The organism is Pseudomonas sp. ES4 (assembly GCF_050586665.1).
GTDB lineage: Bacteria > Pseudomonadota > Gammaproteobacteria > Pseudomonadales > Pseudomonadaceae > Aquipseudomonas > Aquipseudomonas frederiksbergensis.
The window spans coordinates 63,417-84,832 of record NZ_JBOBDO010000012.1; the positions used below are offsets into that span (position 1 = coordinate 63,417).

Annotated in this window: 18 protein-coding genes; 13 read left to right on the top strand and 5 right to left on the bottom strand. The window is 60.5% G+C overall.

Translation table 11 applies throughout. From position 1 onward, the window contains the following. Positions 1-3: 3 nt before the first annotated feature. The 9 genes from ACQ4OB_RS15305 to ACQ4OB_RS15345 all read left to right on the top strand — a co-directional run bounded on the left by ACQ4OB_RS15305 (position 4) and on the right by ACQ4OB_RS15345 (position 10,946). Complete coding sequence (locus ACQ4OB_RS15305; protein WP_430955982.1) at positions 4-720, top strand: TraX family protein; 717 nt, start codon at positions 4-6, stop codon at positions 718-720. A gap of 285 nt (positions 721-1,005) precedes the next feature. Then, a complete protein-coding gene (gene glyA / locus ACQ4OB_RS15310) occupies positions 1,006-2,259 on the top strand; it encodes a serine hydroxymethyltransferase (protein ID WP_430955983.1) in 1,254 nt (417 codons plus the stop codon). A 23-nt stretch (positions 2,260-2,282) separates the two neighbouring features. Beyond that, a complete protein-coding gene (locus tag ACQ4OB_RS15315) occupies positions 2,283-3,533 on the top strand; it encodes a sarcosine oxidase subunit beta (protein ID WP_007947735.1) in 1,251 nt (416 codons plus the stop codon). Positions 3,534-3,547: 14 nt separating this feature from the next. Then, positions 3,548-3,877 carry a sarcosine oxidase subunit delta gene (locus ACQ4OB_RS15320; protein WP_033053963.1) on the top strand — a complete coding sequence of 110 codons (330 nt, stop codon included), beginning with the start codon at positions 3,548-3,550 and terminating at the stop codon, positions 3,875-3,877. Continuing rightward, positions 3,874-6,891 carry a sarcosine oxidase subunit alpha gene (locus ACQ4OB_RS15325; protein ID WP_074871494.1) on the top strand — a complete coding sequence of 1,006 codons (3,018 nt, stop codon included), beginning with the start codon at positions 3,874-3,876 and terminating at the stop codon, positions 6,889-6,891. Before ACQ4OB_RS15320 ends, ACQ4OB_RS15325 begins: the two co-directional genes overlap by 4 nt. Before the next feature lie 130 nt (positions 6,892-7,021). Beyond that, positions 7,022-7,654 carry a sarcosine oxidase subunit gamma gene (locus ACQ4OB_RS15330; protein ID WP_074871492.1) on the top strand — a complete coding sequence of 211 codons (633 nt, stop codon included), beginning with the start codon at positions 7,022-7,024 and terminating at the stop codon, positions 7,652-7,654. A gap of 133 nt (positions 7,655-7,787) precedes the next feature. Beyond that, on the top strand, positions 7,788-8,645 hold the full coding sequence (gene purU, locus ACQ4OB_RS15335) for a formyltetrahydrofolate deformylase (RefSeq protein WP_074871490.1): 858 nt from the start codon (positions 7,788-7,790) through the stop codon (positions 8,643-8,645). A gap of 206 nt (positions 8,646-8,851) precedes the next feature. Beyond that, complete coding sequence (gene fdhA / locus ACQ4OB_RS15340) at positions 8,852-10,051, top strand: formaldehyde dehydrogenase, glutathione-independent (RefSeq protein ID WP_074871488.1); 1,200 nt, start codon at positions 8,852-8,854, stop codon at positions 10,049-10,051. Between the two features lie 325 nt (positions 10,052-10,376). After that, entirely contained in the window at positions 10,377-10,946 is a 570-nt protein-coding gene (locus tag ACQ4OB_RS15345) for a DUF2780 domain-containing protein (RefSeq protein ID WP_430955984.1), read from the top strand. 1 nt (position 10,947) lies between these two features. Here ACQ4OB_RS15345 and ACQ4OB_RS15350 read toward each other — a convergent pair whose 3' ends face one another. After that, positions 10,948-11,835: an acyltransferase gene (locus tag ACQ4OB_RS15350; protein ID WP_430955985.1), complete on the bottom strand. Its 888-nt coding sequence runs from the start codon at positions 11,833-11,835 to the stop codon at positions 10,948-10,950. A 316-nt stretch (positions 11,836-12,151) separates the two neighbouring features. On the opposite strand from ACQ4OB_RS15350, the gene ACQ4OB_RS15355 reads away from it, so the two are divergent. The 4 genes from ACQ4OB_RS15355 to creD all read left to right on the top strand — a co-directional run bounded on the left by ACQ4OB_RS15355 (position 12,152) and on the right by creD (position 16,416). Further along, positions 12,152-12,658 carry an ATP-dependent zinc protease family protein gene (locus ACQ4OB_RS15355; protein WP_074871484.1) on the top strand — a complete coding sequence of 169 codons (507 nt, stop codon included), beginning with the start codon at positions 12,152-12,154 and terminating at the stop codon, positions 12,656-12,658. Positions 12,659-12,732: 74 nt separating this feature from the next. Next, on the top strand, positions 12,733-13,413 hold the full coding sequence (gene creB / locus ACQ4OB_RS15360) for a two-component system response regulator CreB (RefSeq protein WP_430955986.1): 681 nt from the start codon (positions 12,733-12,735) through the stop codon (positions 13,411-13,413). Then, entirely contained in the window at positions 13,413-14,834 is a 1,422-nt protein-coding gene (gene creC / locus ACQ4OB_RS15365; RefSeq protein WP_430955987.1) for a two-component system sensor histidine kinase CreC, read from the top strand. The genes creB and creC overlap by 1 nt, the downstream gene beginning before the upstream one ends. A gap of 211 nt (positions 14,835-15,045) precedes the next feature. Continuing rightward, positions 15,046-16,416: a cell envelope integrity protein CreD gene (gene creD, locus ACQ4OB_RS15370; RefSeq protein WP_430955988.1), complete on the top strand. Its 1,371-nt coding sequence runs from the start codon at positions 15,046-15,048 to the stop codon at positions 16,414-16,416. 210 nt (positions 16,417-16,626) lie between these two features. Here the strand turns inward: creD and ACQ4OB_RS15375 are convergent, their stop codons facing one another. The 4 genes from ACQ4OB_RS15375 to ACQ4OB_RS15390 all read right to left on the bottom strand — a co-directional run bounded on the left by ACQ4OB_RS15375 (position 16,627) and on the right by ACQ4OB_RS15390 (position 21,319). After that, positions 16,627-17,256: a glutathione S-transferase gene (locus ACQ4OB_RS15375; RefSeq protein WP_074871476.1), complete on the bottom strand. Its 630-nt coding sequence runs from the start codon at positions 17,254-17,256 to the stop codon at positions 16,627-16,629. A 248-nt stretch (positions 17,257-17,504) separates the two neighbouring features. Continuing rightward, the gene (locus ACQ4OB_RS15380; RefSeq protein ID WP_074871475.1) at positions 17,505-17,684 is read right to left on the bottom strand and encodes a hypothetical protein; all 180 of its coding nucleotides are present in this window, start codon (positions 17,682-17,684) and stop codon (positions 17,505-17,507) included. Next, complete coding sequence (locus ACQ4OB_RS15385; RefSeq protein WP_430955989.1) at positions 17,681-18,811, bottom strand: PepSY-associated TM helix domain-containing protein; 1,131 nt, start codon at positions 18,809-18,811, stop codon at positions 17,681-17,683. Before ACQ4OB_RS15385 ends, ACQ4OB_RS15380 begins: the two co-directional genes overlap by 4 nt. Before the next feature lie 72 nt (positions 18,812-18,883). After that, a complete protein-coding gene (locus ACQ4OB_RS15390; protein WP_102614889.1) occupies positions 18,884-21,319 on the bottom strand; it encodes a TonB-dependent siderophore receptor in 2,436 nt (811 codons plus the stop codon). Positions 21,320-21,416: the final 97 nt, after the last annotated feature.

The following is a 21,416-nucleotide window of genomic DNA, read 5'->3' on the forward strand; positions in this document are numbered from 1 at the left end:
ATTATGCACATGACGCAAAGGGATGGGGCGCTGGATCTGCTCAAGTGGCTGGCGCTGTTGAGCATGGTGCTCGATCACCTGCGATATGTCGGGTATTCCGTCGATCTGCTGTATATACCTGGACGGTTGGCGTTCCCGTGGTTCTGTCTGGCAATGGCGGCGAACCTGGCACGGGCTCGCGCGGTGACGACTCACGGCCAGTGGCGTTATCTGGGGTGGTTGCTGCTGTTTAGCGCCATCAGCGAAATCCCGTATCGGATGTTCATTCCTGATCCCGGGACCTTGAATGTGCTTCCCACGTTGGTCCTGGGATTACTGGTGGCCCGTGGCTGGCAGGACCGAACCCTGCAAATGCGACTGTTGGCGGCTGGTGCCTTGTTGCTGGCGGCGCTATTCCCGGAGCGGTTGATGTTCGGCTTCTTCGGTGTGCTGTTGCCGCTGGCGATGTTGCTGGTGATCGGACGGCCCTGGTATTTCGCCCTGTTGCCGGGGCTGGTCTGCCTGGCGGCCAATCAGTGGCCGGTGCTGTATTCCGCGGCGCGGTTTCACAATGTTGAAGCCATCCTCGGTATCGCCGCTTGTCTGATTGCGCCATTGCTGGGGCTGCTCTTGTTGCGACAGGCAAAAGGCTTCCAGCCACCGCCGATGCGCCGTTGGGCGTATGCGCTGTATCCGCTGCATTTTCTACTGCTGCTCGCAATACGTCAGATCATCGCCTGACCCCTGTGGGAGTGAGCCTGCTCGCGATGGCGGCAGCCCAGGCAACATCAATGTTGAATGTGAGGCCGCTATCGCGAGCAGGCTCGCTCCCACAGGGGATCCAGGCGACTTCAAGGGTTGTGTCCGGCCAGCCATTTCGGTCCATGTCGTAAACGCACCTTTGCGTGGCGTCCGTAGGCATTTGGCCTGTCTGCGCCGGTCATACCATCGCATTCAAAGGGCACTGTCGAAACACCAGTGCCTTACCGAGACGAATGGCGCATAGATGCCGCTGGGAGAGACGCGATGTTCAGCAAGCAAGACCAGATCCAGGGTTACGACGATGCACTGCTGGCGGCGATGAATGCCGAGGAGCAACGCCAGGAAGATCACATCGAACTGATCGCGTCCGAGAACTACACCAGCAAGCGCGTGATGGAAGCGCAAGGCAGCGGCCTGACCAACAAGTACGCCGAAGGCTATCCGGGCAAGCGCTACTACGGTGGCTGTGAGCACGTCGATAAAGTTGAAGCGCTGGCCATCGAACGCGCCAAGCAACTGTTCGGTGCCGACTACGCCAACGTGCAGCCGCACTCCGGTTCTTCCGCCAACAGCGCCGTTTACCTGGCCCTGATCCAGCCGGGCGACACCATTCTCGGCATGAGCCTGGCTCACGGCGGTCACTTGACCCACGGCGCGAAAGTGTCGTCCTCGGGCAAGCTCTACAACGCCGTGCAGTACGGCATCGACACCAAGACCGGGTTGATTGACTACGACGAAGTTGAACGTCTGGCCGTCGAGTGCAAGCCGAAAATGATCGTTGCCGGGTTCTCGGCTTACTCCAAGACCCTCGACTTCCCACGTTTCCGTCAGATCGCCGACAAGGTCGGTGCGCTGCTGTTCGTCGACATGGCCCACGTCGCCGGTCTGGTCGCCGCTGGCCTGTACCCGAATCCTCTGCCATACGCCGATGTGGTCACCACCACCACCCACAAGACCCTGCGCGGTCCACGTGGCGGGCTGATCCTGGCCAAGTCCAACGAAGAGATCGAGAAAAAGCTCAACGCCGCGGTATTTCCCGGCGCACAGGGCGGCCCGTTGATGCACGTGATCGCTGGTAAAGCGGTGTGCTTCAAGGAAGCGCTGGAGCCTGGTTTCAAGGCTTACCAGCAACAAGTGATCGACAACGCCCAGTCCATGGCCGGCGTATTTATCAAACGCGGCTACGATGTAGTGTCCGGCGGCACCGATAACCACCTGTTCCTGGTCAGCCTGATCCGTCAGGGCCTCACCGGCAAAGACGCGGATGCAGCACTCGGTCGCGCCCACATCACCGTGAACAAGAACGCTGTCCCGAACGATCCACAGTCGCCGTTCGTGACCTCCGGCCTGCGCATCGGCACCCCGGCGGTGACCACTCGCGGCTTCAAGGTGACCCAGTGCGTCGAGTTGGCCGGCTGGATCTGCGACATCCTCGACAACCTCGGCGACGCCGATGTCGAGGCCAATGTTGCGCAGCACGTTTCGGCCTTGTGCGCGGACTTCCCGGTTTATCGCTGAGCGCGGTTTTGGAGTAAATGACTATGCAACGCTACTCGGGCTTCGGCCTCTTCAAACACTCCCTCAGCCATCACGAAAACTGGCAGAAGATGTGGCGCACGCCGACCCCTAAAAAGGTCTATGACGTGGTCATCGTCGGCGGTGGCGGGCATGGTCTGGCGACCGCCTACTACCTGGCCAAAGAGCACGGCATCACTAACGTGGCCGTGGTCGAGAAAGGCTGGCTGGGCGGCGGTAACACCGCGCGCAACACCACCATCGTTCGCTCCAACTACCTGTGGGACGAGTCGGCGCACCTGTACGAACACGCGATGAAATTGTGGGAAGGCCTGTCCCAGGACCTGAACTACAACGTGATGTTCTCCCAGCGCGGCGTCTACAACTTGTGCCACACGCTTCAAGACATCCGTGATTCCGAGCGTCGGGTCAGCGCCAACCGCCTCAACGGCGTGGACGGCGAACTGCTCGATGCCAAGCAAGTGGCCGACGAGATTCCGTACCTCGACTGCTCGAAAAACACTCGCTACCCGGTGATGGGCGCCACCGTCCAGCGTCGCGGCGGCGTGGCCCGTCACGATGCCGTGGCGTGGGGCTTTGCCCGTGCCGCCGATGCCTTGGGCGTGGACCTGATCCAGCAGACCGAAGTGATCGGTTTCCGCAAGGAAAACGGCGTGTGCATCGGTGTCGAAACCAACAAGGGCTTCATCGGCGCCAAGCGCGTCGGTGTGGTGACCGCCGGTAACTCCGGGCACATGGCCAAACTCGCCGGTTTCCGTCTGCCGATCGAATCGCACCCGCTGCAAGCGCTGGTGTCCGAGCCGATCAAGCCGATTATCGACAGCGTGATCATGTCCAATGCCGTACACGGTTACATCAGCCAGTCCGACAAGGGCGACCTGGTGATCGGCGCCGGTATCGACGGCTACAACGGCTACGGCCAGCGTGGTTCGTACCCGGTGATCGAGCACACCATTCAAGCCATCGTCGAGATGTTCCCGGTGTTGTCCCGCGTGCGCATGAACCGTCAGTGGGGCGGCATCGTCGACACCACGCCGGACGCCTGCCCGATCATCTCGAAAACCCCGGTTCCGAACATGTTCTTCAACTGCGGTTGGGGCACCGGTGGCTTCAAGGCAACACCTGGCTCGGGCAACGTGTTTGCCGCGAGTCTGGCCAAGGGTGAAATGCACCCATTGGCTGCACCTTTCTCCATCGACCGTTTCCACAACGGTGCGTTGATCGATGAACACGGCGCTGCTGCGGTTGCCCACTAACAGGAGAAATCCCCATGTTGCATATCTTCTGTCCTCACTGCGGCGAACTGCGCTCCGAAGAGGAATTCCACGCATCCGGCCAGGCGCACATCCCGCGTCCACTGGATCCGAACAGCTGCACCGACGAGGAGTGGGGCGACTACATGTTCTTCCGCGACAACCCTCGCGGTTTGCACCACGAACTGTGGGATCACGTCGCCGGTTGCCGTCAGTACTTCAACGCCACCCGTGACACCGTGACCTACGAGATTCTCGAAACCTACAAGATCGGCGCCAAGCCACAATTCACCGACAAGACCGATAGCCCGAAAGCGGCCGCCACGGCTCTGGGAGAGAAGGTATGAGCCAGATCAATCGCCTGTCCAACGGCGGACGCATCGACCGTAACAAAGTGCTGAGCTTCACCTTCAACGGCCAGACCTACAAAGGCTTTGAGGGCGATTCTCTGGCCGCGGCCTTGCTGGCTAACGGTGTCGATATCATCGGTCGTAGCTTCAAGTACTCGCGTCCACGCGGCATCTTCGCCGCCGGTGCCGAAGAGCCGAACGCCGTGCTGCAGATCGGCGCGACCGAAGCCACGCAGATCCCGAACGTACGCGCCACGCAACAAGCGCTGTATCAAGGTTTGGTCGCCACCAGCACCAACGGCTGGCCGAGCGTGAACAACGATATGATGGGGATTCTCGGCAAGGTCGGCGGCAAGCTGATGCCGCCGGGCTTCTACTACAAAACCTTCATGTACCCGCAATCGTTCTGGATGACTTACGAGAAGTACATTCGTAAGGCTGCTGGTCTTGGCCGCTCGCCGACCGAGAACGATCCGGACACCTACGACTACATGAACCAGCACTGCGACGTGCTGATCGTCGGCGCTGGCCCTGCGGGTCTGGCGGCTGCATTGGCGGCTGCCCGTAGCGGTGCGCGTGTGATCCTGGCCGATGAACAGGAAGAGTTCGGCGGCAGCCTGCTCGATTCCCGCGAAAGCCTCGACGGCAAGCCTGCCACCGAGTGGGTCGCCAGCGTCATCGCCGAGCTGAAAAATACTCCGGACGTGCTGCTGTTGCCCCGCGCCACGGTCAACGGTTACCACGACCACAACTTCCTGACCATTCACGAGCGCCTCACCGATCACCTCGGCGACCGCGCCCCGATCGGCCAGGTGCGTCAGCGCATCCACCGGGTTCGCGCCAAGCGTGTCGTGCTGGCGACCGGTACTCACGAGCGTCCACTGGTTTACGGCAACAACGACGTGCCGGGCAACATGCTCGCCGGCGCTGTGTCGACTTACGTGCGTCGTTACGGCGTGGCACCGGGCAAGAAACTGGTGCTGTCGACCAACAACGATCACGCCTACCGCGTTGCACTGGATTGGCTCGACGCCAGCCTGCAAGTCGTGGCGATCGCCGACGCCCGCAGCAACCCTCGCGGTGCGCTGGTGGAAGAAGCGCGCGCCAAGGGCATCCGCATCCTGACCGGCAGCGCTGTGATCGAGGCCCGTGGCAGCAAGCACGTGACCGCCGCTCGCGTTGCCGCGATCGATGTCAAAGCACACACCGTGACCAGCCCGGGCGAGTGGCTCGATTGCGACCTGGTCGCCAGTTCCGGCGGTTACAGCCCGGTGGTTCACCTGGCGTCGCACTTGGGCGGCAAGCCGATCTGGCGTGAAGACATCCTCGGTTTCGTACCGGGCGAAGCACCGCAGAAACGCGTGTGCGTCGGTGGCATCAACGGCGTCTACGGCCTCGGCGATTCCCTGGTCGATGGTTTTGCAGGTGGTGCTCGCGCCGCCAGCGAAGCCGGTTTCAGCGTGGTCGAAGGCACCTTGCCGAAAGCCCTGAGCCGTCTGGAAGAGCCAACACTGGCGCTGTTCCAGGTGCCGCATGAAAAGAACACCGCACGTGCGCCGAAGCAATTCGTCGACCTGCAGAACGACGTCACCGCTGCCGCCATCGAACTGGCGACCCGCGAAGGTTTCGAGTCGGTCGAGCACGTCAAGCGCTATACCGCACTGGGCTTCGGTACGGACCAGGGCAAGCTCGGCAACGTCAACGGCCTGGCCATCGCCGCCCGTTCGTTGAACGTGACCATCCCGCAGATGGGCACCACCATGTTCCGTCCGAACTACACGCCGGTAACCTTCGGCGCCGTGGCCGGTCGTCACTGTGGGCACATCTTCGAGCCGGTGCGTTTCACTGCGCTGCATCACTGGCATGTGAAGAATGGCGCCGAATTCGAAGACGTCGGTCAATGGAAGCGTCCGTGGTACTTCCCGAAAAACGGTGAAGACCTGCATACCGCCGTGAAGCGTGAATGCAAAGCCGTGCGCGACAGCGTCGGCCTGCTGGACGCTTCGACCCTGGGCAAGATCGACATCCAGGGCCCGGATTCGCGTGAGTTCCTCAACCGCATCTACACCAACGCCTGGACCAAGCTCGACGTGGGCAAGGCCCGTTACGGCCTGATGTGCAAAGAAGACGGCATGGTGTTCGACGACGGCGTGACTGCCTGCCTGGCCGACAACCATTTCGTGATGACCACCACCACCGGCGGCGCTGCACGCGTGCTGCAATGGCTGGAAATCTACCACCAGACTGAATGGCCAGATCTGAAGGTGTATTTCACGTCCGTGACGGATCACTGGGCAACCATGACCCTGTCCGGGCCGAACAGCCGCAAGCTGCTCAGCGAAGTCACCGACATTGACCTGAGCAACGAAGCCTTCCCGTTCATGACCTGGAAAGAAGGTCTGGTCGGCGGTGTGCCGGCGCGGGTGTTCCGGATTTCGTTTACCGGTGAACTGTCGTACGAAGTCAACGTGCAGGCCGACTACGCCATGGGCGTTCTGGAAAAAATCGTCGAGGCCGGCAAGAAGTACAACTTGACGCCTTACGGCACCGAAACCATGCACGTTCTGCGGGCGGAGAAAGGCTTCATCATCGTCGGTCAGGACACTGACAGCTCGATGACCCCGGATGACCTGAACATGGGCTGGTGTGTCGGTCGCACCAAACCGTTCTCGTGGATCGGCTGGCGTGGCATGAACCGCGAAGACTGCGTGCGTGATCAACGCAAACAGTTGGTCGGTCTGAAGCCGATCGATCCGACCAAATGGCTGCCGGAAGGGGCGCAACTGGTGTTCAACACCAAGCAAACCATTCCGATGACCATGGTCGGTCACGTGACTTCCAGTTACCTGCACAACTCCCTGGGCTATTCGTTTGCCATGGGTGTGGTCAAGGGCGGCTTGAAGCGCATGGGTGAGCGGGTGTTCGCACCGCTGGCCGACGGCAGCGTGATCGAGGCGGAAATCGTTTCTTCGGTGTTCTTCGATCCGAAAGGCGATCGCCAGAACGTTTAACACCACAGTACCTGTGGGAGCGTGGCTTGCCCGCGATGAACGATAACGCGGTGCCACAGGCAGACCGAGTTGCTCCCATCGCGGGCAAGCCACGCTCCCACAGGAATACGAATACAGGAACAGGTGCTTTATGACCGCAGCCAATGTTTACCAACAACGCCCAACCACTGGGGCCAAGGCCGAGTCGTCGCTGCATCATGCCGACCTCGCCAGCCTGGTGGGCAAGGGCCGCAAAAACGCCGGCGTGATCGTGCGTGAGAAGAAACTCCTCGGCCACCTGACCATCCGTGGCGATGGCCATGATGCTGCGTTCGCAGCCGGTGTGCACAAAGCCCTCGGTATCGAATTGCCGGGCGCGCTGACCGTCATCGTCAAAGGCGAAACCAGTCTGCAATGGATGGGGCCGGATGAATGGCTGCTGATCGTGCCGACCGGTGAAGAATTCGCTGCCGAGAAGAAACTGCGTGAAGCGCTGGGCAACCTGCACATTGCGATCACCAACGTCAGCGGCGGCCAGCAGCTGCTCGAACTGAGCGGCCCGAACGTGCGCCAGGTGCTGATGAAGTCCACCAGCTATGACGTGCATCCCAACAGCTTCCCGGTGGGCAAGGCTGTGGGCACCGTGTTTGCCAAGTCGCAACTGGTGATCCGTCACACCGCCGAAGACACCTGGGAACTGCTGATTCGTCGCAGCTTCTCGGATTACTGGTGGTTGTGGTTGCAGGATGCGGCCGCCGAATATGGCCTGAGCGTCCAGGCGTAAAGATCGTTCCCACGCTCTGCGTGGGAATGCATCCCGGGACGCTCCGCGTCCCAAAGCGGACGCAGAGCGTCCATGGCGGCGTTCCCACGCAGAGCGTGGGAACGATCAGTTTCGCTACAGGAGTCACCGCACTATGAGCCGCGCCCCAGACACATGGATTCTGACCGCCGACTGCCCAAGCGTCCTCGGCACCGTGGACGCGGTGACCCGCTTTCTGTTCGAGCAGGGCTGCTACGTCACTGAGCACCATTCCTTCGATGACCGGCTTTCGGGCCGTTTCTTCATTCGCGTGGAATTCCGCCAGCCCGACGGCTTCGACGAGCAAGCCTTCCGCGCCGGTCTCGAAGAGCGTGGTAAAGCCTTCGGCATGATCTTCGAACTGACGCCGCCGAACTACCGCCCGAAAGTGGTGATCATGGTTTCCAAAGCCGATCACTGCCTCAACGATTTGCTCTACCGCCAGCGCATCGGCCAGCTCTCGATGGACGTGGCCGCCGTGGTCTCCAACCACCCGGACCTCAAGCCATTGGCGGACTGGCATCAGATTCCGTACTACCACTTTCCGCTGGACCCGAACGACAAACCGTCGCAGGAGCGTCAGGTCTGGCAGGTGATCGAAGACTCCGGCGCCGAACTGGTGATCCTTGCCCGCTACATGCAAGTCCTGTCGCCCGAGCTGTGCCGCAAACTCGACGGCAAGGCGATCAACATCCATCACTCCCTGCTGCCGGGTTTCAAGGGCGCCAAGCCTTATCACCAGGCCTACAACAAGGGCGTGAAACTGGTCGGCGCCACGGCGCACTACATCAACAACGACCTGGACGAAGGCCCGATCATCGCCCAGGGCGTGGAAGCTGTGGATCACAGTCATTACCCGGAAGATTTGATCGCCAAGGGGCGGGATATCGAAGGGCTGACCCTGGCGCGAGCCGTTGGTTATCACATTGAACGAAGAGTGTTCCTTAACGCCAATCGCACAGTCGTTCTTTAGATCGCCTTCGCGGGCAAGCCCGCTCCCACAGGGTCCTTTGTCGTTTACAGACCTTGTGTTCACCCCGTCCACTGTGGGAGCGGGCTTGCCCGCGATGAGGCCCTGACAAACAACGCAAAGACACACAGGCAATAACCCGAGCAATCAACGCGCCGCCGACCCATGGCGACGCGACCGTTACATAAAAACAACAGCGAGGTGAAAGCATGTCTGGCAATCGTGGTGTGGTGTATCTCGGCAATGGCAAAGTCGAAGTACAGAAAATCGACTATCCGAAAATGCAGGACCCGCGCGGCAGGAAGATCAACCACGCTGTCATCTTGCGTGTGGTTTCCACCAACATCTGTGGTTCCGACCAGCACATGGTGCGCGGTCGTACAACCGCTCAAACCGGCCTGGTACTGGGTCACGAAATCACCGGTGAAGTGATCGAGAAGGGCAGCGACGTCGAGAACCTGCAGATCGGCGACCTGGTGTCCGTACCGTTCAACGTAGCTTGCGGGCGCTGCCGTTCCTGCAAGGAAATGCATACCGGCGTTTGCCTCAGCGTCAACCCGGCGCGTCCGGGCGGTGCTTACGGTTATGTCGACATGGGCGACTGGACCGGCGGTCAGGCTGAATACGCGATGGTGCCGTATGCCGACTTCAACCTGCTGAAACTTCCTGACCGCGACAAGGCCATGGAAAAAATCCGCGACCTGACCTGCCTCTCCGACATCCTGCCGACCGGTTACCACGGCGCAGTGACGGCCGGCGTTGGTCCGGGCAGCACCGTGTACATCGCCGGTGCCGGTCCTGTCGGTCTGGCCGCTGCCGCTTCCGCTCGCCTGTTGGGCGCGGCCGTGGTGATCATCGGTGACGTCAACACTGTCCGCCTGGCACACGCCAAGGCTCAGGGTTTCGAAATCGCCGACCTGTCCCTGGACACCCCGCTGCACGAGCAAATCGCCGCACTGCTGGGCGAGCCAGAAGTGGATTGCGCCGTCGACGCCGTGGGCTTCGAAGCGCGTGGTCACGGCCATGACGGGGTGAAACACGAGGCTCCGGCCACCGTGCTCAACTCGCTGATGGGCGTGGTTCGGGTGGCTGGCAAAATCGGTATCCCGGGCTTGTACGTGACTGAAGATCCGGGAGCAGTCGACGCCGCCGCGAAGATGGGCAGCCTGAGCATCCGCTTCGGTCTGGGCTGGGCCAAATCCCACAGCTTCCACACGGGTCAAACGCCAGTGATGAAGTACAACCGCCAACTGATGCAGGCGATCATGTGGGACCGTATCCACATTGCCGACATTGTTGGCGTGGAAGTCATCAGTCTGGATGACGCGCCACGTGGTTATGGCGAGTTCGATGCGGGCGTGCCGAAGAAGTTTGTGATCGATCCACACAAACTGTTCAGCGCGGCGTAAAGGCTTCAGGCAAAACAAAACGGCGACCCTCGGGTCGCCGTTTTTTGTTGGATGATGATCGTTCCTACGCTCTGCGTGGGAATGCAGCCCGGGACGCTCCGCGTCCCAAAGCGTGACGCAGAGCGTCACAGGAGGCATTCCCACGCAGAGCGTGGGAACGATCATTTACAGGGCTGCCAACGCGCGGCCTGTGCCGGTCAATTTTTTTTCGACTGTTCGTCAGGCGCTTGCCAAACCTGGGAACAATCCCCCTGGATGCCAGTCCAAACCACGGTTTTTCGCCGCCCATTGCCGGGCGGTTTTCATGGCACATGAGGATGTCTGGATGAAGATTTCACGCGGTTTTGCACTGGCTTCGCTGATGTGTCTGGCGGCCAGTCCGGTCTTTGCTCAGTTCAACCTGTTCGACGCGGCCAATGCCCTCTCCGGCACGCAGGGCGATGACGCCGCCGCGCCGACTTCGCAGACCGCGCAGACCGCGCAGACCGCCGGTTTGCTGAGTGCGCTCAGCCAATTGAACGTGACGCCGGAACAAGCCATTGGCGGTGCCGGGGCGATGCTCGGTCTGGCGAGGAATCAATTGAGTTCGACCGACTACTCGGAGTTGGCCAAAAGCGTGCCCGGCATCGACTTGCTGGCCGGTGGCGGTGAACTGGGCGTCCTCAGCGGTTTGCTTGGCTCGTCCGGTAAAGCGGCAGGTCTGGACAACCTCATGGGCAACGTGAGTAACACCAACGACCTGAACAGTGCCTTCAGCGCATTGGGCATGGACACTGGGATGATCGGCCTGTTTGCCCCCGTGCTTCTGCAATTTTTCGGTCAGCAGGGCGTCGGCGGTTCACTGCTGACAAACCTGGGCGGGATCTGGGGCGCAGGCACCGGCACCGGTATCTGATTCAGCGGCGCTCGGCGCGCAACGCGTCGATGCGCTGATCCTTCTCGATCCAGAGCTGGTTGACCCAGTTCTGGATGGTTTCGCGAAACTGCGGATCGTTTTGGTAATCGCCCTGCCACAGCGCCGGGTCGAGTTCGCGGGTCTGGATGTCGATGATGACCTTCGGCACGTTACCGCTGAGCAAATCCCAGAAGCCCGGAATCGTTGGCTGCGGATAAACCACCGTCACATCAAGGACCGCGTCCAGCTGTTCGCCCATTGCCGCCAGAACAAACGCCACGCCGCCAGCCTTGGGCCTGAGCAGGTGGGTGAAGGGTGATTGCTGCCGGGCACTTTTCGCCGCGGTATAGCGCGTGCCTTCCAGGTAATTGACCACTGTCACCGGCTGACGCTTGTACAACTCGCACGCCGCTTTGGTGATCTCCAGGTCCTGGCCGGCCAGTTCAGGGTGCTTCGCCAGGAATGCCTTGGTGTAGCGTTTCATGAACGGGTAATCCAGCGCCCACCACGCCAGCCCCAGGAACGGTACCCAGATCAGCTCTTTCTTGAGGAAGAACTTGAAGAACGGCGTGCGTCGGTTCAGCGTTTGGATCAGCGCCGGGATATCGACCCAGGATTGATGGTTGCTGATCACCAGATACGACGTGTCGACCCGCAGGTCATCGCCGCCACGGATGTCCCATTGCGTGGGGATGCACAGGCGGAAAATCAGCTTGTCGATTTCGGCCCAGGTCTCGGCGATCGCCATCACCGTCCACGAGGCGTAATCACGCAAGCGCCCGGGCAGGAACAGTTTGAGCAAGGCGAACACCATCAGCGGCCCGAACAGGACCAGGGTGTTGAGCAACAGCAGCAGGGTAACGAAACAGCCGGTGAGCAGGCGGCGCATAGATAACTCTTGAAAGCTTCTGGGCGCGCAATGATAAGCAGCTTCGGACGGCAGGCCAAATCGGTGACGACAAATGTTTCACCTTTTCGGCGGTATGCTTGAGCAGATTTGAACCTGTCAGTCATTTGTGGGGGGACTGTTCCGGCCTCTTCGCGGGCAAGCCCGCTCCCACAGTAGATTGGGGTGTACCCAAGGTTTGTGAACGACACGAAACCCCGTGGGAGCGTGGCTTGCCCGCGAAGCGATTTCAAGAACGAACGAATTGCTCACTGACGGTCTAAAATTCCGCTGCCCACTCCTCAAGGAAGCCCATTACGTGAAATCCCTCCTTGCACTGCTTTCCCTTATAGCCCTGCCGGTCCTGGCTGCTGAGCCGACCCTGTACGGGCGCTACGAATACATCGCGCTGCCGGAAATCGGTGGCGAAGTCCTCAAGGCCAAGATGGACACCGGCGCCCTGACCGCGTCGCTGTCGGCCAAAGACATCGAAACCTTCACTCGTGATGGCGACGAGTGGGTGCGTTTCCGCCTCGCTACCAAAGGCGCGAGCAACAAGGTCTACGAGCACAAGGTCGCGCGGATCAGCAAGATCAAGACCCGCTCCGAAGAAGATGACGACGACAACGAATCGGTCGAACCCACCAAGCGTCCGGTGGTCGATCTGGAGCTGTGCCTGGGCAACGTCAAGCGCACCGTGGAGGTCAACCTCACCGATCGCAGCAGCTTCAATTACCCTTTGTTGATTGGCGCCAAAGCCTTGCGTGAGTTCGGCGCGGCGGTGAACCCGGCACGGCGCTTTACGGCGGACAAACCCGACTGCTGATTTGAAGTGGTCTCATTGACGTGACGTGAGCCTTGGGGCACCGTTCGCCCACTTAACTGCCGGGCTCGGACGCCATGCCTCATATCCTGATTGTCGAAGACGAAGCGGCGATTGCCGACACCCTGATTTTCGCCTTGCAGGGCGAGGGCTTCACCACCACCTGGCTGAGCCTTGGCGCCGCGGCGCTTGAGCATCAGCGCCAGACACCGGCCGACCTGATCATTCTCGACATTGGTCTGCCGGACATCAGCGGCTTCGAGACCTGCAAGCAATTGCGCCGTTTCAGCGAAGTGCCGGTGATCTTCCTCAGCGCCCGTGATGCTGAAATCGATCGCGTCGTGGGCCTGGAAATCGGTGCCGACGATTACGTGGTCAAGCCGTTCAGCCCAAGGGAAGTGGCGGCGCGGGTCCGGGCGATTCTCAAACGCATGGCGCCGCGAGCGACCGCCGAGGTGGCATCGACGTTGTTTCGCATCGACAGCGAACGGGTACAGATCAGCTACCGCGGTCAGCTGCTAACCCTGACCCGCCATGAATTCCGTCTGCTGCAATGCCTGCTGGAGCAACCCGAACGGGTCTTCAGCCGCGAGCAATTGCTCGATGCGCTGGGTGTCGCCGCCGATGCCGGGTACGAGCGCAGCATCGACAGCCACATCAAGAGCGTGCGCGCCAAACTGCGCCAGGTGAAAGCCGACGCGGAGCCGATCCAGACCCATCGCGGCCTCGGCTACAGCTACAGCCCGGGGCGTAGCTGATGCCGCTGGGGATCCGGATCTTTCTGGTCTATGTGCTGTTTATCGGCCTGACCGGTTATTTCGTGCTGAACACCGTGATGGAAGAAATCCGTCCCGGCGTGCGCCAGTCCACCGAAGAAACGCTGGTCGACACCGCCAACCTGATGGCCGAAATCCTGCGCGACGACTTCAAGGCCGGCACCCTGAACCAGAACCGCTGGCCCGAGCTGCTCAAGGCTTATGGCGAACGGCAACCGAAGGCGAACATCTGGGGATTGCCGAAGAATCAGGTCAACCACCGCATCTACGTCACCGATGCCAAGGGTGTTGTGGTGCTGGACTCCAGCGGCATGGCAGTGGGGCAGGACTACTCGCGCTGGAACGACGTTTTACTGACCCTGCGAGGCGAATACGGCGCTCGTTCCAGCCGCAGCGATCCAGACGATCCGAGCTCCTCAGTGATGCACGTCGGCGCCCCGATTCGCGACAACGGCCAGATCATCGGTGTGGTCACCGTCGCCAAACCCAATAGCTCGTTGCAGCCATACGTTGATCGCACCGAGCGGCGATTGCTTGCCTGGGGCGCCGGGTTGATCGGCCTCGGTCTGCTGTTTGGCGCGCTGTTGTCGTGGTGGTTGAGCGCGGCGCTGCGGCGGTTGACTGCTTACGCTCAGGCGGTCAGTGAAGGCCGGCGGGTCGAGGTTCCGCATTACCGTGGTGGCGAACTGGAACAATTGGCGACGGCGGTGGAGCAGATGCGCACGCAGCTCGAAGGCAAAGCCTATGTCGAGCGTTACGTACACACCTTGACCCACGAACTGAAAAGCCCGCTGGCGGCGATTCGCGGCGCGGCGGAGTTGTTGCAGGGCGAGATGCCGCTGGCCCAGCAACAGCGTTTTGTCAGCAACATCGACAGCGAAAGCGCGCGGATGCAGCAGTTGATTGAACGCCTGTTGAACCTGGCCGTGGTCGAGCAACGCCAAGGGCTGGAAGAGCGGGTGACGGTGCCGCTGGCGAAGTTGGTCGATGAATTGCTGAGCGCTCAGGCGGCGCGCATCGAAGGCAAGCAGTTGCGCGTGGAGCAAACGATCCCAGCGGATCTGCTGCTGACCGGTGAGCCGTTCCTGTTGCGTCAGGCGCTGGGCAATCTGCTGGAGAATGCTTTGGACTTCACCCCGGCTCGGGGTTTGCTGCGATTCAGTGCTGCGAAGGTTGGCGAGCAAATCGAATTCAAACTCTTCAACCAGGCCGAGGCGATTCCCGACTATGCGTTACCGAGGTTGAGCGAACGATTCTATTCACTGCCGCGACCGGACAGCGGGCGCAAGAGCACGGGGCTGGGACTCAATTTTGTTGAAGAGGTGATGAAGCTGCATGGCGGAGAACTATGCATCGGCAATGTCGGGGACGGTGTTGAAGCAGGTTTGCGCTTCCCCGTGTGATCGTTCCCACGCTCTGCGTGGGAATGCCTCAACGGACGCTCTGCGTTCGGCTTTGGATGGGACGCGGAGCGTCCCGGGCTGCATTCCCACGCAGAGCGTGGGAACGATCAAACGATCAACATCAACCAGTCTCCACACACTCTCCACATTCCTCCCATAAATCCCCCACACACACCACCCAGACTCGCCCCATCCAAACAGGGAGAGTCCCATGAACCGTAGCCTGACCCTAAAACTGGGGGCAATTGCCCTTCTGATTCTGTTGTTGCTGATCCCGCTCTTGATGATCAACGGCGTGATCCAGGATCGCCAGCAACTGCGCGACGTTGTCCTCGAAGACATCGCCCGCAGCTCCAGCTACAGCCAGCAACTGAGCGGTCCGATCATGGTAGTGCCGTATCGCAAGGTGGTGCGCACCTGGAAGACCAATGAGAAAACCAACAAGCGCTATCAGGAAATCGGCGAAGAACGCGGCCAACTGTATTTTCTGCCGGAGCGTTTCGAGCTCGACGGCAAGGTGCAGACCGAGTTGCGCTCGCGGGGTATTTACGAGGCGCGGCTGTACCACGCCGACAACCACATCAGCGGCCTGTTTTCGATTCCCGCGCAAATGGGCATCGAGGAAGATTTCGCCGATTATCAGTTTGACCAAGCGTTCCTGACGATAGGCATCAGCGATATCCGCGGGATCGAAAATGCCCTGAAACTGGACCTCAACGGTCAGAGTCTGGAATTTGAACCGGGCACGCAGCTGGGTTGGCTAGGCGAGGGGGCACACGTCAAGTTGCCCGCGCTGGACAGGCACAAAGGCGCGGAACTGGCATTCGCCTTTGACCTGCGCCTGCAGGGCACCGGCCAGTTGCAGATCACTCCGGTCGGCAAAACCAGCAAGGTGCAACTGGCCGCCAACTGGCCTCACCCGAGTTTTATCGGCAACTACTTGCCGGCTCAGCGTGAAGTCACCGGCACAGGTTTTACCGCGAATTGGCAGACTTCGTTCTTTTCCACCAACCTGGAAGAAGCCTTGACCAACTGCCTGACCAGCGACCGTTGTGACGAGTTCAAGAGCCGCAACTTCGGGGTGAGCTTCATCGACCCGGTGGATCAGTACCTGAAAAGCGATCGGGCGATCAAATACGCGCTGCTGTTCATTGCCCTGACCTTCGCCGGTTTCTTCCTGTTCGAAGTGCTCAAAAGCATGGCCGTGCATCCAATCCAGTACGCGCTGGTGGGTGTGGCGCTGGCGTTTTTCTACCTGCTGTTGCTATCGCTGTCCGAGCACATCGGCTTTGCCCTGGCGTATCTGTTGTCGGCGGGCAGCTGTGTGTTGTTGATCGGGTTTTATGTCTGCCATGTGCTGCGCAGCGTGCGTCACGGCTTGAGTTTTTCGGCGGGACTGGCGGCGTTGTATGGCTTGCTCTATGGCTTGCTCAGTGCCGAGGATTACGCGTTGCTGATGGGTTCGCTGCTGTTGTTCGGGTTGTTAGGTGTGTTCATGGTGCTGACCCGCAAGCTGGACTGGTACGGGATCGGGCAGAAGCCGGCCAAGCCGTTGGCGTTTGATCTCGGGGCTGTGGAATGAGCCGGTCGTTGGGGTTGCGTGAGGATCAGCGGGAAGGGGAAGCGTTGGCGACGCGGATTGCGGTGTTGTTTCCAGTGGATCCGCTGTGGTGCCATCGCAAACAGGCTCGCTCCCACAAGGGATCTCCAGTGAACACAAAATTCGTGCACACAACCGATCAACTGTGGGAGCGAGCCTGCTCGCGAAGAGGCCCGAACAGCCAGTGAAAATCTAAACCTTAGGCATCGTCGCCAGCATCGAAGCCCGCTGACTGACTTCGAAATACCAAGCAGCCAGCTTCGGATTCACCGTGCGCCATTCCAGATCCGGATGGCGCAAATCCAGGTAGCCCAACGCACAGGCGACACTGATCGCCGCCACGTCGAAGTGGCTGGTCAGCTCGGCAATCGCGTCCGCTTCCAGCAATGCCAGGCCACGACGAATCTTCTCGCGCTGGCCGTCGAGCCACTCATCCCAGTGTTTTTCCGGGGCACGCAGGGCGACTTCATAACGAATCAGCACCGCCGCGTCCATGATCCCGTCGGCCAGGGAGGCCAGGGTCAGGCGCCGCCAGCGGGCCGAGCCGTCACGCGGGATCAGTGGGTTGCCGACGTGCTGGTGGTCGAGGTAATCGAGGATCACCCGGCTGTCGTGGATGACGCTGCCATCGGCCAGGCGCAGGGCCGGGATTTTACCCAGCGGGTTGTCTTCGTTGAGCATCAGGTCCGGGCTGACCGGTGTGAGCACGCAGTCTTGCAGCGCTACGCGGTCCTGTTGACCGGTTTCGTGCAGCAGCACCATGACTTTGCGAACGAAGGGCGACAACGGGTTGTGGAACAGGGTCATGCTGGGGGCGGACATGGCAGCATCTCGGAGTGGGCAGTGCTGGGCAGCATAGCGCGTGGATCCGGGAGCTCAAACGGTTGGCGCATTTAACTCTGTAGCAGCTGCCGAGCAGCGCGAGGCTGCGTCCGGCTGCGCAGCAGTCGTGCATCCTGCGGCCGAGTTGTTTCAGACAAATCGCGTTTGCCGGACTGCGGCCGCTACGCAGCCGGACGCAGCCTCGCGCTGCTCGACAGCTGCTACAGGAGTTCGCCGATCGATTTGGGTTAGCGGCGTTGCAGCAGGCCGCGCAGGGCGAGGATGGCGGGAATGCCCAGTCCAAGCCAGCTCAAGGCGTCCCACACGCCATCGCCCAGCAACGCGGAAAACAACCCCGCCGCGCTGAGCAGGGCGATGACTGTCGGGGTGGAGAAGACTTTCCAGAAATTCGACTGCCGCGGCCTCATGCTGCACTCTCCGCGTTTTCGAGCACCGGTTTCACCGCCTTGCGCCGCACCACCCAAAGATAAACGCCGCTGCCGAGCACGACGATGGTCAGCCCATCCAACGTCGCCCAGAGGATTTTCATCGGCATGCCGCCGTAATCACCGAAGTGCAGCGGCTGGGACATGCCCATGGCGTCCATGTACCACGGGCGTTCAGCCACGGCGGTGACTTGCAGGGTGCTGGCGTCGATCAGCACCGGTGTCAGCAGGTGCGAGGTCAGGTGAGTGCTGCCTTTCATGAACACCGCGTAATGGTGTTCGCTGGAGAAGCGTGTGCCGGGAAAGGCAATGAAGTCCGGCTGCATGCCCGGAGCGACTTCCTTGGCGATGTCGAGCAAGCGGGTCGCAGGCGCCAGTTGGGTCAATGGCGGCGCGTCGCGATAGGGCGCGACCATCGCGCTCAGGCTGTCGTTGCGCCACGCGGCGATCAGCAGGTCGGCGCAAGCGCTGATGACGCCGGTGACGCCGACCACCAAGGCCCAGGTCAAGGTCACCACGCCGATCAAATTGTGCAGATCGAGCCAGCGCAGGCGCGTGGATTTGTCCTGGCGCACGGTGGCGAATTTCAAGCGGCGCATGAACGGCAGGTACAGCACCGTCCCGGAAACAATCGCCACCACGAACAGAATGCCCATGAACGCCAGCAGCAACTTGCCCGGCAGACCGGCGAACATGTCCACGTGCAGGCGCAACATGATCATCATGAAGCCGCCGTTGGCCGACGGCATCTCCAGCGCTTCGCCGGTGCGGGCGTCGAGCATGAAGGTGTGAGACGAATTCGGTTCAGTGCCGGCGGTGGCCGCCATGATCGTGATCGCGGCGTTGGGCTCGTCTTCGTCGAAGCCGAAATACTGCATCACTTCGCCGGGGCGATGCTTTTCAGCGGCCTGCACCAACTGCTGCAAATCCAGATGCGGGGTGTCCGCCGGCATCGTCTTCAATTCAGCGGCATCGCCCAGCAAGTGGTCGATCTCGTGATGGAAGATCAATGGCAGGCCGGTCAGTGCGAGCATCAGCAGGAACACGGTGCAGATGAGACTGCTCCAGGTGTGGACGAAGGACCAGCGGCGAATTGTTTTGCTTTTCATTTCATAGCCTTCAGAAATACCAAAGCCGTCCTCGAGGGACGGCTTGGATATCAGGTGTGTCAGATCAAGGCGTTACCACTTGTAGCCGACGCTGGCCATTACGTTGCGACGGTCGCCGTAGTAGCAGTAAAAACCGTCGCAGGTCGAAATGTATTCTTTGTCGAATACGTTGTTGGCATTGACGCTGAGACTCACACCCTTGAGCGTGTTGTTCAGGCGGCCCAGGTCGTAATGGACTGCCGCGTCATAGACGGTGTAGGAACTGCTATGGCCGTCTGATGGATCGCGTACGAAGCCCATGCTGCCGATGGCGATATTGTCGGTTTCGCCGATATAGCGCACGCCGAAGCCGATTCCGAAACCATCCAGAACACCGGTATGCCACGTGTAATCAGCCCATGCAGAAGCCTGGTTTTCCGGGGTCAGTGGGAGTGGGCGGTTTTTATCCAGAGGGTCGGTGACTTTAGTCATCTTGCTGTTGGCGTAGGTGTACGCGGCCGTCAATTTCAAGTTCTCGTTGACGTTTCCGGTAGCTTCCAACTCGAACCCGCGCACGTTGGCCTCACCCAGAGGGCGAGATACACCCAGGGTGTCACTGAGCACGATGTCCTTGCGGGTCAGGTCATAGGCCGCTGCGGTGAACAACATGTCGCTGCCCGGAGGCTGGTACTTGATACCGATCTCATATTGTTTGCCAGTGCCTGGACGGAACGCCTCGCCATTGGCACCGCCGGCTTCCGCCTGGAAGGATTCGGCGTAGGAGATGTACGGTGTGAAGCCTGAGTCGAACACATAGCTCAGCGCAGCGTTGCCGGTGAAGGCGGTGTCGTCGCGGGTGTCCTTTGCATCGTTCATGTTGTAGAAAGTCGTATCGGTGTGCAGCCAGTCCTGACGGCCGCCCAACGTCAGGCGCCAGCTATCCAGGGCCATCTGGTCCTGGAAGTACAGACCTGTGTCATGGGTCTTCTGGTTGTAATCATTGAACGCGGTGTAGCTGACGTTGCTGAAGTCCTGGCCGTAGATCGGGGTGATGATGTTGCTGGGCGGCGCGCTGCCATACAGCCATTTGTAATTGGTGTTGACGCGCTGGTGGTCCAGGCCCAGCAACACGGTGTGCCTGATCGAGCCCGTATCGAAGTCCGCCTGGAAATTGTTATCCACGGCGAACTGGCTGATGTCTTCGTTGACGATGTTGGCACCTCGGGCGAGGGTACCGTCGTCACTGACCGAACCATAAAAACCGCCTGCGGTAATGCCTTGGAAGGACAGGTCGCTCTTGGTGTAGCGCAGGTTCTGACGGTACTGCCAGACATCGTTCATCCGGTGCTCAAAAGCATATCCCAACGCGTAATAGGTCTTGTCGTAGAACTCCCACTCCGGATCACCGAGATTCTTGTGGTACTTCACTTCGCCAGCAGGCGTTGAAAGCTTGGTGCCTTGTAAAGGAAGGAACTGGCTGGTGATGCCTGTGTCGTCACGGTTGAACTGGCTCAGGAACGTCAGCTTGGTATCGGGATCGATGTTCCATGTCAGGCTGGGAGCGATGTTGTAACGCTTGTCATCGTTGTGCTCGATGGCTGTATTGCTGTCTCGCACCACGCCGCTGACACGGTAAAGAAAGCGTCCTTCGTCATCGATGGGGCCGGTGCTGTCGAAGCTGATCTGCTTGCGCTGATAGCTGCCGATCTGCAACTGCACTTCGTTGCTGGCAATGTCTTCGGGGCGGCGGCTGACCATATCGATCAAGCCACCAGGAGGCGTCTGGCCATAGACCGACGATGCCGGGCCACGCAACAATGCTACACGCTCCAGATCCCAGGTTTCCATCTTCGGCATGGCATAGGTGCCCTTGGGCAGGGGCAGTCCATCAAGGAATTGGGTGGGCTCAAATCCACGAACCTTCAACCACTCGGCGCGGCTATCGCTGCCGTAGCTGCTGGCTACGACGCCGGGCATGTAACGGACTGCGTCATCCAGGTTTTGCACGGCGCGGTCTTGCATCTGTTCACGGGTGGCAACAGAAATTGACCGCGGTGCCTCCGCCAGCGCCGTATCGGTTTTAGTCCCTGCTGCCGTACGTTTTGCGAGGTAGCCTTGTACTGGACCCCAAGCGCTCTCGGTGTTTTCCGCGCCGATCACGCTGGTCGCCGGCAGAGCCATCACACCCTCGGGCACGGCCACCAGGCTGAAGGTGCCAGTGCTGCTTTGTTCCAGTTGCAGACCGGTGCCGCGCAAGGCTTCGCGCAGGGCGCCGGCAGCGTCGAACTGGCCGTTGACCGGTGCCGAGGTCTTGCCTGCCGCCAGTGAAGGATTCAACGACAGCGCCAGACCCGCCTGGCTGGCGATCTGGTTCAGAGTGTTGGCCAATGCCGCGGCCGGCAGGTTGTAGGCGCGAACGCTGGATGCCTGTTCAGCGGCCATCAGCTGACTGCTGGCCAGAGGGGCACTAAGGGCAATGGCAATCGCCAGCAAACTGGGGCGCAACACGGTGTCTAGCGAGCGGGACATACAGCGGCTCCTGAATGGAAATATTTCTCAATTGCCTAGGTGCCGGACGAGAATTCAAAAGTGATAGGGCTGATTGAAAATAATTTCGATTCAGTAA

Coding starts and splice junctions, on each gene's coding strand:
- ACQ4OB_RS15385 (WP_430955989.1), bottom strand. CDS start 18,811: ATGAAAAGCAAAACAATTCGCCGCTGGTCCTTCGTCCACACCTGGAGC.
- ACQ4OB_RS15390 (WP_102614889.1), bottom strand. CDS start 21,319: ATGTCCCGCTCGCTAGACACCGTGTTGCGCCCCAGTTTGCTGGCGATT.
- ACQ4OB_RS15380 (WP_074871475.1), bottom strand. CDS start 17,684: ATGAGGCCGCGGCAGTCGAATTTCTGGAAAGTCTTCTCCACCCCGACA.
- ACQ4OB_RS15320 (WP_033053963.1), top strand. CDS start 3,548: ATGTTGCATATCTTCTGTCCTCACTGCGGCGAACTGCGCTCCGAAGAG.
- creC (WP_430955987.1), top strand. CDS start 13,413: ATGCCGCTGGGGATCCGGATCTTTCTGGTCTATGTGCTGTTTATCGGC.
- ACQ4OB_RS15305 (WP_430955982.1), top strand. CDS start 4: ATGCACATGACGCAAAGGGATGGGGCGCTGGATCTGCTCAAGTGGCTG.
- creB (WP_430955986.1), top strand. CDS start 12,733: ATGCCTCATATCCTGATTGTCGAAGACGAAGCGGCGATTGCCGACACC.
- ACQ4OB_RS15330 (WP_074871492.1), top strand. CDS start 7,022: ATGACCGCAGCCAATGTTTACCAACAACGCCCAACCACTGGGGCCAAG.
- ACQ4OB_RS15375 (WP_074871476.1), bottom strand. CDS start 17,256: ATGTCCGCCCCCAGCATGACCCTGTTCCACAACCCGTTGTCGCCCTTC.
- ACQ4OB_RS15350 (WP_430955985.1), bottom strand. CDS start 11,835: ATGCGCCGCCTGCTCACCGGCTGTTTCGTTACCCTGCTGCTGTTGCTC.
- ACQ4OB_RS15315 (WP_007947735.1), top strand. CDS start 2,283: ATGCAACGCTACTCGGGCTTCGGCCTCTTCAAACACTCCCTCAGCCAT.
- ACQ4OB_RS15345 (WP_430955984.1), top strand. CDS start 10,377: ATGAAGATTTCACGCGGTTTTGCACTGGCTTCGCTGATGTGTCTGGCG.
- ACQ4OB_RS15325 (WP_074871494.1), top strand. CDS start 3,874: ATGAGCCAGATCAATCGCCTGTCCAACGGCGGACGCATCGACCGTAAC.
- glyA (WP_430955983.1), top strand. CDS start 1,006: ATGTTCAGCAAGCAAGACCAGATCCAGGGTTACGACGATGCACTGCTG.
- fdhA (WP_074871488.1), top strand. CDS start 8,852: ATGTCTGGCAATCGTGGTGTGGTGTATCTCGGCAATGGCAAAGTCGAA.
- creD (WP_430955988.1), top strand. CDS start 15,046: ATGAACCGTAGCCTGACCCTAAAACTGGGGGCAATTGCCCTTCTGATT.
- purU (WP_074871490.1), top strand. CDS start 7,788: ATGAGCCGCGCCCCAGACACATGGATTCTGACCGCCGACTGCCCAAGC.